Origin of the sequence: Thermosipho globiformans (assembly GCF_003990895.1) — a bacterium.
Classification (GTDB): Bacteria; Thermotogota; Thermotogae; order Thermotogales; family Fervidobacteriaceae; genus Thermosipho; species Thermosipho japonicus.
Genome location: NZ_BHXD01000006.1, coordinates 1 through 15,568, shown reverse-complemented (window position 1 = coordinate 15,568; position 15,568 = coordinate 1). Strand labels below are relative to the sequence as shown.

At 32.1% G+C, this 15,568-nt stretch carries 18 protein-coding genes; 6 read left to right on the top strand and 12 right to left on the bottom strand.

Annotation, left to right across the window (positions count from 1 at the left end; translation table 11 throughout):
* Positions 1 to 9 precede the first annotated feature (9 nt).
* From EO083_RS05485 to EO083_RS05435, 11 genes are read right to left on the bottom strand one after another with little or no spacing between them, the layout of a single operon-like run.
* Positions 10 to 1,383 carry a PP2C family protein-serine/threonine phosphatase gene (locus tag EO083_RS05485; RefSeq protein ID WP_126993170.1) on the bottom strand — a complete coding sequence of 458 codons (1,374 nt, stop codon included), beginning with the start codon at positions 1,381 to 1,383 and terminating at the stop codon, positions 10 to 12.
* Positions 1,376 to 1,744: a response regulator gene (locus EO083_RS05480; RefSeq protein ID WP_126993169.1), complete on the bottom strand. Its 369-nt coding sequence runs from the start codon at positions 1,742 to 1,744 to the stop codon at positions 1,376 to 1,378. The genes EO083_RS05485 and EO083_RS05480 overlap by 8 nt, the downstream gene beginning before the upstream one ends.
* Entirely contained in the window at positions 1,745 to 2,347 is a 603-nt protein-coding gene (locus tag EO083_RS05475) for a TIGR03936 family radical SAM-associated protein (protein ID WP_126993168.1), read from the bottom strand.
* Positions 2,344 to 3,087 carry an NHL repeat-containing protein gene (locus EO083_RS05470; protein ID WP_126993167.1) on the bottom strand — a complete coding sequence of 248 codons (744 nt, stop codon included), beginning with the start codon at positions 3,085 to 3,087 and terminating at the stop codon, positions 2,344 to 2,346. Before EO083_RS05470 ends, EO083_RS05475 begins: the two co-directional genes overlap by 4 nt.
* A gap of 2 nt (positions 3,088 to 3,089) precedes the next feature.
* A complete protein-coding gene (gene lptB, locus EO083_RS05465) occupies positions 3,090 to 3,785 on the bottom strand; it encodes an LPS export ABC transporter ATP-binding protein (protein WP_126993166.1) in 696 nt (231 codons plus the stop codon).
* A gap of 7 nt (positions 3,786 to 3,792) precedes the next feature.
* A complete protein-coding gene (locus EO083_RS05460; RefSeq protein ID WP_126993165.1) occupies positions 3,793 to 4,281 on the bottom strand; it encodes an OmpH/Skp family outer membrane protein in 489 nt (162 codons plus the stop codon).
* Between the two features lie 12 nt (positions 4,282 to 4,293).
* Complete coding sequence (locus tag EO083_RS05455; RefSeq protein ID WP_126993164.1) at positions 4,294 to 5,844, bottom strand: DEAD/DEAH box helicase; 1,551 nt, start codon at positions 5,842 to 5,844, stop codon at positions 4,294 to 4,296.
* Positions 5,841 to 6,338: a peptide deformylase gene (gene def / locus EO083_RS05450; protein WP_126993163.1), complete on the bottom strand. Its 498-nt coding sequence runs from the start codon at positions 6,336 to 6,338 to the stop codon at positions 5,841 to 5,843. The genes EO083_RS05455 and def overlap by 4 nt, the downstream gene beginning before the upstream one ends.
* Positions 6,316 to 7,083, bottom strand: a complete 768-nt coding sequence (gene surE / locus EO083_RS05445) for a 5'/3'-nucleotidase SurE (protein WP_126993162.1) — start codon at positions 7,081 to 7,083, stop codon at positions 6,316 to 6,318. Before surE ends, def begins: the two co-directional genes overlap by 23 nt.
* 20 nt (positions 7,084 to 7,103) lie before the next feature.
* Positions 7,104 to 7,568: a YaaR family protein gene (locus tag EO083_RS05440; protein ID WP_004100942.1), complete on the bottom strand. Its 465-nt coding sequence runs from the start codon at positions 7,566 to 7,568 to the stop codon at positions 7,104 to 7,106.
* Positions 7,569 to 8,381, bottom strand: a complete 813-nt coding sequence (locus EO083_RS05435; protein ID WP_126993161.1) for an Mrp/NBP35 family ATP-binding protein — start codon at positions 8,379 to 8,381, stop codon at positions 7,569 to 7,571.
* A 141-nt stretch (positions 8,382 to 8,522) separates the two neighbouring features.
* On the opposite strand from EO083_RS05435, the gene EO083_RS05430 reads away from it, so the two are divergent.
* Together EO083_RS05430 and abc-f are read left to right on the top strand one after the other, a co-directional pair.
* Entirely contained in the window at positions 8,523 to 8,954 is a 432-nt protein-coding gene (locus tag EO083_RS05430) for a hypothetical protein (RefSeq protein ID WP_126993160.1), read from the top strand.
* Between the two features lie 7 nt (positions 8,955 to 8,961).
* Positions 8,962 to 10,704, top strand: a complete 1,743-nt coding sequence (abc-f, locus tag EO083_RS05425) for a ribosomal protection-like ABC-F family protein (protein WP_126993159.1) — start codon at positions 8,962 to 8,964, stop codon at positions 10,702 to 10,704.
* Here the strand turns inward: abc-f and EO083_RS05420 are convergent.
* On the bottom strand, positions 10,699 to 12,036 hold the full coding sequence (locus EO083_RS05420) for an MATE family efflux transporter (protein WP_126993158.1): 1,338 nt from the start codon (positions 12,034 to 12,036) through the stop codon (positions 10,699 to 10,701). The genes abc-f and EO083_RS05420 overlap by 6 nt on opposite strands.
* Positions 12,037 to 12,150: 114 nt before the next feature.
* On the opposite strand from EO083_RS05420, the gene EO083_RS05415 reads away from it, so the two are divergent.
* The 4 genes from EO083_RS05415 to EO083_RS05400 all read left to right on the top strand — a co-directional run bounded on the left by EO083_RS05415 (position 12,151) and on the right by EO083_RS05400 (position 15,297).
* The gene (locus EO083_RS05415; RefSeq protein WP_126993157.1) at positions 12,151 to 12,414 is read left to right on the top strand and encodes an ArsR/SmtB family transcription factor; all 264 of its coding nucleotides are present in this window, start codon (positions 12,151 to 12,153) and stop codon (positions 12,412 to 12,414) included.
* Between the two features lie 79 nt (positions 12,415 to 12,493).
* On the top strand, positions 12,494 to 13,582 hold the full coding sequence (locus EO083_RS05410; protein ID WP_126993156.1) for a permease: 1,089 nt from the start codon (positions 12,494 to 12,496) through the stop codon (positions 13,580 to 13,582).
* A 12-nt stretch (positions 13,583 to 13,594) separates the two neighbouring features.
* On the top strand, positions 13,595 to 13,831 hold the full coding sequence (locus EO083_RS05405; RefSeq protein ID WP_126993155.1) for a thioredoxin family protein: 237 nt from the start codon (positions 13,595 to 13,597) through the stop codon (positions 13,829 to 13,831).
* 131 nt (positions 13,832 to 13,962) lie between these two features.
* Positions 13,963 to 15,297, top strand: a complete 1,335-nt coding sequence (locus tag EO083_RS05400; RefSeq protein WP_126993154.1) for an FAD-dependent oxidoreductase — start codon at positions 13,963 to 13,965, stop codon at positions 15,295 to 15,297.
* Positions 15,298 to 15,568: the final 271 nt, after the last annotated feature.

The following is a 15,568-nucleotide window of genomic DNA, read 5'->3' as shown; positions in this document are numbered from 1 at the left end:
ATACACCTCCTAGTTAAAATATTTAATAGCAAGTAGGGTCATATCATCGTGCTGCGGTGCACCTTGAGAGAATTTTAAAACATCATTTTCAACGTTGTATATTATTTCCTTTGCAGATAAAAGATAAACCTTCTTTAAAATTCTTTCAAGACGTTCAAAATCGTATTCTTCGCCATTCAAATTTCTTGCCTCTGGAATCCCATCTGTATAAGCAAATATTAAATCACCACCAGAAAGCTGGAAGGTTTGGATTTCAAAATCCATATTCTCAAACATTCCAAGAGGAGTATTTGTAGATTCAACCTTAGATATGGAAGAAGAATTTACTATATAAAGTGGATCATGCCCAGCATTTATCACTTCAAGAACACCATCTCTTGATATCTTAAAAGATACACACGTTACAAATCTATCCTCGCCAACATCTACAGAAACCATGTTATTTAAACTATTAAACGTTCTTTTTAAATCTCCATCAGTACTCTCTATCAAAGATTTAAAAGCGCTTCTCATAGAAGACATAATTAAAGATGCAGGAAGTCCTTTTCCAGATACATCAGCAACGATTCCAAATAAAATGTCATTTTTTACAAAGACATCAAAATAATCTCCTCCGACATGTATTGCTGGTGTGCTTTCACCAAAGGAATCAAAATTATCATCACGTGGAAACTTCTTTGGAAAGAAATTAAGTTGGATATTTCTTGCAATTTCTATCTGTTGATTTAATCTTTCTCTTTCAATTTCTTCTTTCAATGCTATTTCTCTTTCAATACTTCCTGAAATCTGCTGAGCCGTAGATTCTACGATCTTTTTATCTCCTGCAGTAAAAATAGAACCACTTTCTTTTCCAACAAATAATAGATAACCGGCCTTTTCATCAGATGCAGTTGAGATATATTTAAAAATTATACTTTCATTATTTAATTTTTCACATCTTTCTTTAATAACTGTCTCCGAAGAAAATTCCTCGGCATCCTCACTAACAAGCTGATTAATATTTTCTGGACATGTTCCAACTGTTTCCATAACCTTTCTCTCATAATTCAAAGAAATAATTCCACATTTAAATCCCATCGCCTTCTTCAATGTGTAAAGTATAGGTTTTAAAATCTGCTTTGTCTCAATATTAGAAGCAATAATCTTACTAATTTCAAAAAGTGTGGAAATTTCCTCATATAACCTTGTTATCTCTTCAAGTTGACTCTCAATTAAAATGGTTGAAGACTCAAGCTCTTGCTTGTAAGCTAAAATTTCCGCGTGTATTTTTTCTATTTCTTCCTCAATTACATCTAATAGTTTTTCTTCTGATTCATAAACTTTTGGTTCTTTGCCAGAAATTCTGCACAGCATTTCATAAACATCTTGTAATCTTTTAATCATTTTCAATCAACCTCTTAACCTCTTCAATCAATTGTGATGGACTAAATGGCTTGGTAATTACCATCTTCGCTCCGAGAGATTTTGCAAGCCTTTCATCTTCACTGCCACCCTTTGCAGTTAAGATTATAACCGGGATATCTTTAATAGATTCATCTTGACCTTTTTCCTTTAAAACCCCAAAACCATCAAGCCTTGGCATCATAATATCTAGAATTATCAAATCTGGCATTATTTCCTTCATTTTCTCAAGACCATCAACACCATCAACTGCCTCATAAACTTCAAAACCGGCTTTCTTCAAATTAAAAGATGTAATCTTTCGCAGAACTTCGGAATCATCTACAACTAATATTTTTTTCATTTAAGCACCCCTTTCAAAAAGAAGAGAAAGAGCTTTATCTTGAATATAAGCTTCTTTTCTTAACGCAAGAAAAACTTTATCTGATAAAAGATATGGATTAAAAATATTTTCCTTTCTAATAATATAGTTTATCACAACATAATGATTTTTTTCAAATTTTCTTACATTTTTAAGAACATCCAGACTAATTTGACGTATCCCTCGTTTTGTTTTCTTTTCAATAACTTTAGTTGTATCAAAATCAAAAGGCTTTTTTACAAAAACTAAAAATTCGTATTTTTCTATTTTTGATAAATTTACTAAATTTTTAGTTACATAATCTACTTTCAAATGAGGCGGCTGAACTGCTGTAAGTTCGTTATAAACAATTTGTGGATCATAGTCTTCTTCAAGATTTATATTTACATAAAATGCAAGATCGATAACACCCGTTGATACCGGATCAATATATGAAAATTTAGGTTTTGGATGAAAACCTTCTGTAAAAGTTAATTTTAAATTTGTTCTTCTAAAAGTTCTCTCAATCATAGTAATTGTATCAAGTCCTGATACAAATCTATATGGACCTAGTTTCTTAAACCTAACAAGATAGCTATAACTCATTTATTTTTCTCCTTTTTCACCTGAAATACATAAATCTTCCCATCTTTCATATCAGGAACATATAAATATCCATCCTTATAATATAGATCCGAAGGTGATGAAAAACCTTTCTTTTCAAGTAGTTTGTTCCAATCTTTGTCATACACAACTACATTCTTGGAGTTGTAACCTGAAACAAAAAATAAATCATCAGCAAAAAAGATCCCATCTCCACCTTTAACATCTGAAAGTGTAAAGCTTTCAACAACACCTTCTTTAGAACATTTATATACTGTTGCAGGATCTTCAAAAGAAATTACATACAAGTATTTTCCGTCAGTTGTAATACCGTTTGGTCTTAAAATATTAAAGACTACATTTAATTTATCATTCTCTAAGATATAAACAGAGTTACCGTAAGTGTCAGTAACATAAATCTTTCCTTCATACATAGTAACATCATTTAAGTACCTTGGAAAAGTAGCAAAATAACTTTTGTATGTTTTACTACTTATATCATATTTTATTAATCTATCAAAATCAACAATCCACAAATCTTTTCCACTTAAATAGAGGCCTCTTGGATCAACAAGAGACAAGATATATTCATTCTTTTCTTTTGATTGATAGAGAACATTTCCATCTTTTACATATAATTTTCCCATATTTGAAATAAAATATCCACCACTGTTATCTACAACAACACTTTCAGGTGCAAAAAGTCCCCAAATAGAAAAAATTAAGCTCAAAATGATTTTCATAACTACCCCCCCAAATAAACTTCTTTTACAATTTTATCATTCAAAACTTCTTTTGGCTGTCCACTTGCAATTATATCACCTTTGTGTATTACATATAATCTGTCAACAATATCTTTTAATGCTTCCACACTGTGATCCGTTATAATTATACCAAGCCCACGTTCTTTTAATGATATAACCATCTTTTGAATTTCTTTAACCGTTTTTGGATCTATACCAACAAAAGGTTCATCAAGCAGCAAAAACTTCGGAGAAAGTGTCATCATCCTTGCAAGTTCAAGTCTTCTTTTTTCACCACCTGAAAGATAAAACGCATATTGATCCTTTAACGAATCTATTCCAAATTCTTTTAATAGTTTTGGTATTTTTTTCACATCTTTATCATGATATTCAATAACAAGTTTTAAATTATCTTCAACGGATAATTGTCTAAAAACCGATGTTTCTTGTTGGAGATATGTTATACCAAGTTTTGCCCTTTTATGGATAGGAATTTTTGTAATATCCTTTTCACCTAAATAGATCTTTCCAGAGCTTGGGATAACAACACCAAGTATAATATTAAATAAAGTAGTCTTGCCGGAACCATTTGGTCCCAGCAAGCCTACCACTTCACCTGTTCTAACATTTAAATTTATACCATTTAAAACCTGTTTTCTACCGAATCTTTTTTTTACATCTCTACAAATTATCTCCATATCATACTTATTGATTCATGCTTTTTAAATACTCTATAAATTGAGCAGTAATATCGTACTTTGAATTTCCATATGCCATTGTTTTGCTATTAAATACAAAATCATATCCCATTATCTCTGCATATTCTGCAATCTTTTGAAGTATTTCCTGCTCAAGCTCTGCAAACTTTTTCTGGTATTCGCTGTTTAACAAATCAGAGTATTGTTTTTGCTTTTGAGTGTATTCTGCAATTTTTGCATTTATTAAATCCGCTGCTGCTCCTTTTTCTTTCATATCGTTGATCTCGGCTGCAAGTTCATTTAACTTTTTTTGATAAAATTGAACATCTTCCTGATATTTTGCCTGAAGATCAATCCATTTATCGTATGATTGTAAAACCTTTGTAGAATCAATGTAGGCAAGCTTTGGACCTTGGGCGCTATCTCCCCCTGCAAACAAGAGTACAAATGACAAAAGAATTAAAGATGCTAAAACTACCATACCAAGCTTCTTCACAAAATCCACCTCCTAGTTTCTCGCCCTTGCTTTTGACACTATTGATCTTCTTCCTCTCTTTTTAAAAACGGAAAGAATTATTTCAGCCTCTCTGTAAGGAACTGTAATAAAGGAAAATTTATCCAATACCGTAATATCACTTATAACTTTACTTGATATACCGGTATTTTTAACTATGTAATCAATCAATTGCTTTTTGTTAATTCCAGATTGTTTTCCAAGTGCAATAAATAATCTTACAACTTCTTCTTTCTTTGAAGAAATTTGAGAAATATTATTGTAACTTTCTGGGTTTAAAGATTTATAGCCCATACTAAGCAATGTTGCAACAACCTCTTCGGCGGGAAGTTCACTGAGGAGTTCTTTTGCAAGTTCATAATAAATATTATGTTTTCTAGAATTATTTTCAACAACTTGTTTTTTTATCTTTTTCGCCTTTGTCTTTATAATCTGATCTACAGATGGGACTTTTCCTTCCTTTATCTTAGCATTAGAAAACTTCTTTATTCTAAACAATTGTCTGTATTCCCTTGGAGTTACAAAGGTTATTGCAACACCTTCTTTTCCGGCTCTTCCTGTTCTTCCTATTCTGTGAACGTAATGTTCAGGATTTAAAGGAATTGAATAATTAATAACGTGTGTTAAGCCTGTTATATCAATCCCACGTGCAGCAACATCGGTTGCAACAAGAATATTAACCTTTTTTTCTCTGAATTTTTTTAATACTCTTTCCCTTTGATATTGAGAAAAATCTCCATGAAGTGCTTCTGCATCATATCCTCTTTCAATTAATTTTGATGATACAGTATCAACCTCAACTTTTGTTCTACAAAATACCATACCATAGAACTCTTCTTCCATGTCTATTATTCTACACAACGCCTCAAATTTATCACTTTCTCTTAGTTCAATATATATCTGTTCTGTTAAATTTGTTGTCAACTGCTTATCCTGAATCTTTATAACCTCATAATTTTTTATATACTTTTTTGCAAGATCAATTATTCTCTTTGGAATTGTTGCAGAAAACATCAAGAAAAATTTATCATCAGATGTGCTCTTTAATATTTTCTCAACATCATCAATAAATCCCATATCAAGCATTTCATCTGCTTCATCTAAAATAAAATATTCCACTTTTGAAAGGTCTATTGTTCCCCTTTCAAGATGATCCAATATTCTTCCTGGTGTTCCAACGACAATATCTACACCTTTTCTCAAATGATCAATCTGTCTTTGGATGGATTGACCACCATATACCGGAAGAATCTTTAATTTTTTTCTCTTTAGAGAATTAATCTCTTCAGAAACCTGGAGTGCAAGTTCCCTTGTTGGTGTTAAAATAATCGCTTGAACATACCCCTTGTTTTCTAGTAGTTCAATTAAAGGTATTCCAAATGCTGCTGTCTTTCCTGTCCCAGTTTTTGCCTGTACTATTAAATTCTTCTCCTTTTTCAAGAGTATAGGTATTACCTTTTCCTGTACTGGCGTTGGACTTTCAAATCCTTTCTCGTTGATTGCCCTCAACGTTTTTTCACTCAAGTTAAAATCCTCAAAATTCACTTTTTTTCCTCCATTCTCATCCTCATTATTTTAGAAAGCTCAGTAGAAAGTCGTCTTTTTACGCTAGTTGGCAGATGATCAATAAAAAGTATTCCATCTAAATGGTCTCTTTCGTGTTGAACAATTCTTGCACTGTACCCCTCAAACAACTTTTCCTGAACTTTCCCATATTCATCCTGATATCTTAATTTTACCCATTTATACCTTTCAACATCTTCAAATATACCAGGAAGACTTAAACAACCTTCTTCTCCAATTTCTTTTTCCTGAGAATGTTCTATTATCTCAGGATTTACAATGATTAAAGGACCGCTGCCATCGTCCATTGCAAAAAATCTTAAAGAGATACCAACCTGTGGTGCCGCAAGTCCAACACCATCTTCAAGGTACATTGTCTTTAACAAGTCTTCTTTTATTTGTTGAATATATTCAAAATCTTCCACTATTTTTGCCTTTTTTCTCAAGATTGGATCACCGTATAGTCTTATCTTCATACCTTTCCTCCAATCTTTTTAAATATTCTTCATTTGTTAAGAAAACACTTATCGGAGTCACTGAAACATAATTTTCAGCAATAGCCTTGTAATCAGCCTTTGGATCAGGATCATCTTCAATTATAGTTCCCATCATCCAATAGTAATTTCCTCCAGAAGGATCAACACGCTTTTCAAAGTAATCATCGTACATTCTCTTACTCTGTCGTGTCAACTTCCATCCCTTAATCTGATCATATGGAACCGAAGGTACATTTATATTGAGAGCAGTAAACCTTGGAATGGATTTTACATCAAACTCTTCAAGAAAATCTAGTATAAACTTTGCCGCTGTTTCATACATAGGATTTTCAAAGCTATAACTTGAAACTGCAATTGAAGGCACACCTGCTATAGCACCCTCAAGTGCTCCACTAACAGTTCCTGAATACACAACATCAGTTCCTAAATTATTTCCTCTATTTATTCCACTTATTAGCAAATCAGGTTTTTCCCCAAGTACAACATCTATTCCCATTTTTACACAATCAGCTGGTGTCCCTGATACAGAATATATCTCAAAGTTTTCATTTATGTCTAACTTTCTAAGCCACAGTGGAAGTCTTAATGTAATTGCATGTCCAACTGCACTTTGCTCAGTTTCTGGGGCAACAACTGTTACCTTGTATTTCTTGCTTAATGTTCTAGCAAGACATAGTATTCCATCAGCTGTTACACCATCATCGTTTGTTACCAAAATATTCATACACTTTCACCTCTTACTTGTCACTTATACAAATCAAGAATAAGTCCATTAATTTCCTCAACCTTTGCAGCATAATTGATCGTTCCGGCTTCACTTGAAATCAATTTCTCTGCAAGATTTTGAAGTTTTGAATCGATTTCTTCGACAATAACATGAAGACGCGGAGTATTAGTTGCATAATCCATTTTTCCACCAAGCTTGTACATCTTTTTCTCAATAAGCTTCAAAAACTTCTTTATCTTTTCTTTGTATTTTCTTAAAGAATCTGGAGTTGGGGAACGAACAAAATCGTTCCCCGCCTCCAGAATGTCATTTACTATTCTTTCAAGCTCTTGGTTTATTTGTTCTTCTTCCACATCAAGCAAAACATCGAAAAAACCGGGGGTTTCACTGGAAAAGCTGACTTTGTGTTTTCCTTTTAAACCTTTTTTCTTCTTTATATTTTCATTTTTTATCTTAGGATCCCCGGTTGGCTCGATTCTCATTTATTCCACCTCTACAGCTTTTGCAACCTTTTCAGCAATCTTTCTAAATTCTTCTTCAACTTCACTTTCTCTCATATAAAGGGTGACTGGCTTTCCTTCATCTGCAAGTTTTGCAGCCTTTGGATCAAGAGGAATTTGTCCTAAAAGATCTACATTGTATTCTTCTGCAAGAATTCTTCCTCCACCACTTCCAAATATTTCAATTTTTTCTCCACATTTTGGGCACCTTACAAATGACATATTTTCGACTATACCAATTAATTTTTTGTTCATCGAATGTACAAAATCAATTGCCCTTCTTACATCATCAAGGGCTACTTTTTGAGGTGTAGTTACCATAACTACTCCATCGAGATCATCGAGTGTTTGGAATAAACTTAACGCTTCATCGCCTGTTCCAGGTGGTAAATCAAAAATTAAAAAGTCAAGTTCGCCCCATTTTGTATCTCCTAAAAACTGCTTTATAGCAGAATGTTTGAGTGGACCTCTCCATATGACAGCTTTTCCACTTTCAACAAGCATACCTATAGAAAGGGCCTTTAAATTAGGTAAAATTTCAGCAGGAACTATCTCTTCACCATCAACAGATGGGTTTTTCTCACCAAGCATCCTTACTATGTTAGGACCGTGCATATCAAGGTCAAGAAGCCCTACTTTGTAACCGCTCTCTGCAAGTGCTGTTGCAAGGTTTACAGCAACTGTGGTCTTTCCAACTCCACCTTTTCCACTTAAAACTGCTATCTTGTGTTTTACATTTTTCATCTTTTCTTTAATTTTTGTGTTTTCATTATTCAAATTAAACTGTGGCTGCATTATCTCACCTCCATATTTCTTTTTACATCATTATAACACATACATATTAATGTTAATATGTATAAATAATGAATTTTCTGTCAAGAATTAGAATTAAAGAGCATTTTGTGATAAACTAACTATGAAAGGGGGTGGAAAACTATGAAAAAAAGCAACATTTTTAAATTTTTAAGTTACTTATTTTCGATCGTTTCAACTTTTCCAGTGGCCATCCCTGTATTGCTAACAATTATTGTTTTAATAAGTAAAGGTAAATTTTTATACGATTTTATGATGCCCGCAGAATTAATTTTGTTTACAATCATTGCTTCCTTAGGCATTATTACTTTGCAAATTATAGATAAAAAAGCGTTCTTTGAGTACAAAAAGCTAGCTATATACCTTTCACTATCTATTTCTAACTTCTTAGCTGCCAATATATATGCTTATCTTACAGGTCTTGCCCACGGAGATGCAAAGTTAAACGGGATACATTTATTTTTCATAACAATCTTTGTAATTTTGTGGCATCTTTTTGCTATATTAATTTCAATAGAATGTTTCAAATTAACAAAAAAAATCAGCACGAGGTGATTTTGCTTTGATCATTCTAAATAATCTCACAATTTCATTTCCAGGAAAAACTCTGTTGTCGGATGTTAATTTAAATATATCCGATAAAGAAAGGGTTGCATTAATTGGTAAAAATGGCTCGGGAAAAACAACACTTTTAAAGGCAATAGCTGGTATTTTTAACGACTATACAGGAAAGATAATCACTTCCGGTAAAATTTTGTATCTTGACCAGTTTAGAACATTTGATGAAAAAACTCCATACGAATACTATATGAAAGTAGCTAACACTCCAGAAAAAGAAAGGCTAGTTAGAAGCATACTCAAGGGTTTGGGATTTGAAGAAAAAGATTGGCACAGAGATATCTCTACTTTTAGTGGTGGCGAGAGAACAAGGCTTCAAATTGGAAGGCTTTTCATTGAAGATGCGGAGTTTATTCTACTAGACGAGCCAACAAATTATCTTGATATTTTAGGAATAAGGTTTCTTAAAAACCTCTTAAAAAACTTTAACGGAGGATATATTATAATTTCGCACGATAGAAGCTTTTTAAGAGATACATGTGAAAGATTTTTAGAAATAAACAACGAAAAAATATGGGATTTTAAAATGAAATTCGACAATTACCTTGTTGAAAGAGAAAGACTTATACTTCACCAACAAAGAACAATGAAAAATAAGCAAAAGGAAATTGAAAGGTTAAAAAAGATAATTGAAAGATACAGAAAATGGGGAAGAGAAAAATTCATAAAACAAGCAAAAAGTAAGGAAAAAATGCTACAAAAGATGCTTGAAGAGCTTGAATCTGAAGTAACTTTCAACGAAGAAGAAGTTGATAAAAAAATATCCCTTCCAACTCCTGAAATGCCAGGTCACGTAGTTTTAACCGTAAAACATTTAAAATTCTTGGATATCCTAAAAGATGCAAGCTTTACTATTCATTCTGGAGATAAAATGGCCCTTCTTGGTAAAAATGGCTCTGGAAAAAGTACTATCCTAAGGTTAATTAAAGGAAATATAAATGGCTCAGGAACAGTTGAATTTGGATACAATGTAAAAGTAGAATTTCTTGATCAATTTGTAGAAGAATTAGATGAAGAAAGTACTGTATTTGAAGAAATATCAAATGAAATGGAATTTGAACCAGATTATGTAATACGAGCGTACGCTGGAAGATTCGGCTTCAAGGGTGAAGATGTATTTAAAGAAATACATAATCTTAGTGGTGGTGAAAGACAGATCCTTGCACTTGCAAAGGTGCTCCTTAGAAAGCCAAATCTTTTAGTGCTTGATGAACCTACAAATCATATGGATCTAGATACTCTAGAGGCACTTGAAAACGCTTTAAGAGAATTTAAGGGAAGCATCATACTTGTTTCCCACGATGAGGAGCTCATAAAAAACGTGTGTAACAAATTTTTTGTATTAGAAAATGGAATACTAAAAGAAATATCTGACCTTAGTGAATATGTTCCAACCGAAGAAAAAGAAAGAAAAAAGAAAGAAAATATAGAATTTGAAGAGAAAAAGAAACTGAAGAACAAATTAAAAAGCCTAAAAGAGCAATTGAAAAAGAAAAGAGAAGAAGAAGAAAAATTAATAAAAGAGCTTGAAAGAGTTGAAGAAAAGCTCTTAAATGTTAATTCTGATTATATAAAAGCAGAAAAGCTTGTAAATCAAAAAAATGAATTAGAAGAGAATATATTTAATACAATGCATGAGATCGAAGAACTTGAAAAACAAATTGAAGAACTTGAAAAAGTTCTATAGTTTTTCAACAACATTTTTTACCCATTTTCTACTGTGATATCTTGAATAGAGAATAATTGCCTTTGCTATTTCATCACTCATTGTAAAAAGATAAACAATTGGCAGTGAAAACTTTAAAATAAGGCCTGAAAATGCAGCAAGAGGAACTCCAAGAAGCCATAATGTTCCTGCTTCTACCATAAAAGAGTATCTTGTATCCCCACCTGCTCTTAAAAAACCAACAATGTTTAAACCATTAAAAACCTTGATTGGTATAAAGGCCATGGAAATTGTTATGGTTACTCTAACAAGTATTTTTACTTCATCAGAAACATCAAAGAAGTTTACTATGTAGTAGGAAAGGATAACGGTCAAAGTTCCAGAAATAATCGCTACAATCTGTGATAGCTTTATTACCTTTTTTGAAACATCAAAAGCTTCTTTGAATCTAGATGCCCCAAGATAATTTCCAACAATAACGGATGCAGCTGATGCAATTGAAAATGTAAATGAATATGCAAATCCTTCAATAGTTCCCATTATATTTCTTGCCGCTATCGTTTGAGTACTCATATGAGCGTATATAACAGAATACATAGTCATACCAAAAGACCATGCAAATTCATTAGCAATTGTAGGTAGTGTGTAATGGAAAAAGTTCTTTAAAAAATTCCTATCAATCATCTCAACATGTTTGAGTGTAAAAAAACCTGGAAGATTTTTTACCTTTATGATAAAAATTAAACTAACAAGTCCAACTATCCTTGCAATAAGGGTCGCTATAGCCGCTCCTAAAATTCCAAGTTTTGGAAAGCCAAATTTTCCAAAGATTAAACTATAATTTAAAAATACATTCGTTGATAATTCTACTATCGTTACATACATAGGAATATGAGCCTTTTCCACGCTTCTTAAAACAAAAGAAAAGACCATACTCAAAGCAAATATTGGAAAAGAAAAAGAGATAATTTTTAAATAAATAATTCCTTCTTTAATTACAAGTGGGTCAGGACTAAAAAACCTCATAACAACTTGTGGAAAGAAAAAAGAAAGAGTAAAAAATACCGCAGAAAAAAGTAAGGCAGTAGCGCTTGTTACTGCGGATGATTTTGCTATTCCATCTATATCTTTCTTCCCCCAAAATTGTGAAAAAAAGATGGAACCGCCTGATATAAGTCCGAATAATATAAGATTGTATAAAAAGAAAAATTGATTTGAAAGTCCCACACTTGCAATTGCAACTTCACCAAGTTTTCCAATCATTAAGGTATCAACAAAATTGACACCAGTAGATAAAAATTGTTGTAATGCAATGGGAAGTGCTATTGCAAATATTTTTTTATATATTCCCATATAATTCCTCCTTAGTTAGGATTACTAATTATTTTAACATACGTAAAAATAATTGACAATATTAGTAAAAATTAGTTATAATAAAAAAGAATTTACAAAAAAAGGAGTGAAAAAGTGGAAAAATTCGAAGAGGCTGCAAGCATATTAAAGGCACTTGGACATCCAATTAGACTTAAGATATTATACTTACTAAGTGAAAAAGAACATTGTGTTTGTGAATTATTATCTAAAATAAATACGAGCCAACCAAATCTTTCACAACATCTTTCTATCTTAAGAAATTTAAAATTAATCAAAGATGAAAGAAATGGAAACATGGTAATCTACAAATTGCAAGATAACGAGCTTGTCAAAGCAATTCTTAGCGCTTTAAAATAATTTTTTTATTGACAATATAAGCACTTTATTATATACTGATTATTGAAATTACTGACTATTATAGAAAGGATGATTTTTTGTGAAGGATTTTGTGATCATTTTAACAATCTTTTTAATATTCTACTTCGTCCCATTTAATGCTTCTATCGTTCAAGATAGTATATTAAATGGATTTCAAATGCTGCAAGAATATGCAAGAGAGCATGTATTGCTTTGTCTTGTACCGGCATTCTTTATTGCCGGAACTATAAGTGTCATGCTCAAAAAAGATGCTGTACTAAAACTTTTAGGACCAACTGCAAAAAGGATTATTTCTTACCCCATCGCAGCAGTAAGTGGTGGAATACTTGCAGTGTGCTCTTGTACCATTCTTCCACTTTTTGGAGGGATATATAAAAAAGGGGCTGGAATTGGACCGGCTACCACGTTTCTTTTTGCTGGACCTGCAATTAATATAGCAGCAATATTTTTGACAGCTAGAGTTCTTGGTTGGGATCTAGGTTTGGCAAGATTAATAGCAACTATAACTGCTGCTATACTGATTGGCCTGATAATGGAATTATTATTCCAAGAAAAAGGTGAAGGTGGTTTTATTACAACAGAGGAAAAAAGTGAAAATAGTCTAAAAGTACTTATATTTTTCTTGCTACAACTTGCATTCTTAATAATTGGTGGATTAAAAATTAATCCAGCAGTTAAATATACAACAATGTTTGCCATATCAATTATTGTATTTTTAATGGCAGTATTTTCATTTAAAAAAGATACTACAAAAAGCTGGCTTGAAGAATCTTGGGATTTTGCAAAAAAGATTTTACCTTATCTTTTTGTTGGAGTATTTTTAGCAGGAATAATAACAAAACTTCTTCCTCAAGAAGTGGTTACAAAAATACTCGGAAGCAACGGAGTACTTTCAAATCTTTTCGCATCAGTTATTGGAATGTTTATGTATTTTGCAACACTTACTGAAGTCCCAATTGTTCAGGCTTTAAGAGAACTTGGAATGGCAAAAGGACCAACACTTGCACTTCTTATGGCTGGAAATTCTTTGAGCCTTCCAAGCATGATCGTTATAACAAGACTTTTTGGAAAGAAAAAGGCATTTACATACTTTACCTTGGTTGTGATATTTTCAACAATATTTGGTTTAATATACGGAAGAATATAAGGAGGGGAAAATATGGCAAAAAAGATTGAAATTTTAGGAAGTGGTTGTCCAAGATGCAAACAAACCGAAAAAATAATGAAAATGGCAGTAGAAGAACTTAATATCGATGCAACTATTGAAAAAGTACAAGATATCAACGAGATTATCTCTCGCGGAGTTGCTGCAACACCAGCGGTTGCAATCGATGGAAAAATAGTTATTTCTGGAAAAATTCCAACACTTGACGAAGCAAAAAAGATTTTACAATAAGTATAAATAGAAGAAATAAGAGGGGAAATTTACCCTCTTATTTTTTACTTGACAAATTAGTATAAACTAAGTATAATTGTAGATGAAGTCTAAAAGTTAAATTATTCTCAAACTAAGGAGGCTGAAAAAATATGAAGGTTATAGTTATAGGTTGTACACATGCTGGAACTGCGTTTACAGTAACAGCAAAAAAATTATATGGAGACAAAGTAGATATTACAATATATGAGAAAAATGACACAATATCGTTCCTCTCATGTGGAATTGCACTCCACGTTGGTGGTGTGGTGAAAGATTCTGAAAAACTTTTCTATTCTTCCCCAAAACAATTATCTGAAATGGGAGCAAATCCAAGAATGAAACATAAGGTAATTGATGTCAACACAAAGGAAAAATGGGTTCTTGTTAAGAATCTTGAAACCGGCGAGACTTTCAAAAATAATTACGACAAATTATTGATATCTTCTGGTTCATGGCCAATTATTCCGAACATTCCAGGAATTGACCTTGAAGGAATAAAACTTTCAAAAAACTTTTATCATGCACAAGATATAATTAATCATTCAAAAAATGCTAAAAGAATTGCCGTTATAGGTGCAGGATATATTGGCGTTGAACTTGCTGAAGCTTTTAAAGAAAAAGGAAAAGAAATTATGCTCTTTGATATAAAAGATAGAATTCTATCAAGATACCTTGATAGAGAATTTACAGATATTTTAGAAACAGAATTAAAAAATAACGGTGTTGAGCTTATCCTTGGAGAGAAAGTTGTAGAATTTAAAGGTGAAAACAACCATGTAAGTAAAATTATCACTGACAAAGGCAAATATAATGCTGATATGGTTGTGCTTGCAATGGGATTCAAGCCTAATACAGATCTTTTTAAAGGAAAAGTAGAAATGCTAGAAAACGGAGCAATTAAAGTCGATAAGTATCTTCATACTTCCGAAAATGATTTATTTGCAGTAGGAGATAGTGCAGCTGTTTGGTTCACACCTACTAATTCATATGAGTATATTCCACTTGCAACAAATGCTGTTAGGATGGGAACAATAGCCGCATACAACTTATTCGATGATACGGTAGAATACAAGGGAACACAAGGAACTTCAGGTGTTAAAGTGTATTCATACAACGTCTTTACTACTGGATTAAGCCAACAGTTTGCGCAAGAGAGAAATTTAGATGTGAAAACTATATTTACAATAGAAAATAACAGACCAGAGTTTATGCCTGAGTATGAAAAAGTATACATAAAAATCGTATATGATGATAAAACTAAAAAGATCCTAGGTGGTCAAATAATGTCTAAAGCTAATGTGGCAGAAAGTATAAATACTCTTTCGCTTGCTATTTCAAATAATATGACACTAGTTGATCTTGCATTTTCAGACTTTTTCTTCCAACCCCACTTTAACAAACCTTGGAACTTCTTAAATACTGTTGCATTAAAGGCTATTCAGTAATTAAAAATTTATTTTCTAATCTCCCCTGCCTTTTTAGGTAGGGGAGCTCTTTAATTAAGCTTTTTCCAATTCAATTTTTGATCTATTAATTAAAATATTTAATCTGTATATTGAAAAAATAACAATTATTATACCTATCCACTGTCTCATTGTTATTACATTTGGAAAGAATAACTGTAATGCACCCCGAAAAATTGGACAGAAATCAAGAAACTTTTGTGTAGTTTAAGTATTCTTCGTATACCTCTCGTGGGCTTCTGTATTTCAATGC